Source organism: Streptococcus mitis, from assembly GCF_009496285.1.
Taxonomy (GTDB): Bacteria; Bacillota; Bacilli; order Lactobacillales; family Streptococcaceae; genus Streptococcus; species Streptococcus mitis_BP.
Genome location: NZ_WIJK01000058.1, coordinates 1 through 1,027 on the forward strand (window position 1 = coordinate 1; position 1,027 = coordinate 1,027).

Consider the following 1,027-nt stretch of genomic DNA (forward strand, 5'->3'; position numbering starts at 1 on the left):
TCAGAACGAAGACAAACGTCATTTTTGGTGTTTGTCTTTTTCTGTTTTCAAAAATATTTTGTCTCATCATCTGATATTCCATTCAAAAATCGAATTTAGAACAAAATAAAAAGGGATATTCTCTATCCACTTCACTAATTTTTTGATATTTAAACACGCCAAAGTAAGCCCAACCTGATCCTCCATTTTGGACTTTCCTTTCTCTCTAGTGTATCTCAAATTATGGTACTCCTTAGCCGTCCCAAAGAGTCGTTCAATTGTTTCTTTGCGCTTCTTATAGAGCTCTTTCATTTCTCTTTGGTGACGAATCTCCTCACAAAATTCAAGGGCATCTTTCCAGACATGTCTCGTTACTACTTTTTGATGATTTTGGCTTTGGGTACAAACGGATAATAAAGGACAGGCAACACATACTTTGGGATTACTCTTATACTCACGGTAGCCTTCTCGAGTGGTAGTGCGATAGCTTAATACTTGATTCTCTGGACAAATATAAGAGTCATGACTTGCATCATAAACAAAATTACTAGGCCTTAAGTTCCCCTTTACTCCCTTTGGACGAGTATAAGGGAAGACAGGAATGATATTACGTTCTAATAAATAATGAGCAATAGTTGGGGTTTTGTAGCCTGAATCCGCAATAATATAGCGTGGGGAGAAAGGCTCTAACTTTGAAAATAAGGCAGGGAAAGCCTGACTGTCATGAACATTTCCTGCTTCAACCGTATAAGCTAAGGCCCAACCATGCTTATCGCAAGCAACTTGAGCAGAATAGGCAAATACTTCCTTGTGTTCGCCCTTGTGAAACCAACCACACTCGGGATCTGTTGTTGAGATCTTCTTTTCCTTTGCCTCACTTTCTTTTGCGGGCTTTAAGGACTTTTTTGCGTGTTTTTTCCGATCTAAATCAATCTCAACTGCCAATTGTTCACTCATAAATTTAGCTTGTTGCTCTACCATTTCCTTACGATACTTGTGACTATTAGCCGCTGCTTTGATATGGGTACCATCCACAAATATTTCAGAA

Annotated in this window: 1 protein-coding gene; it reads right to left on the reverse strand. The window is 38.6% G+C overall.

Annotated elements, in window-relative coordinates; genetic code table 11:
• Window positions 1–66 precede the first annotated feature (66 nt).
• Window positions 67–1,027, reverse strand: a 961-nt coding sequence (locus tag GEZ89_RS09475; protein ID WP_153225812.1) for an IS1182 family transposase, incomplete at its 5' end; no start/stop codon positions are given.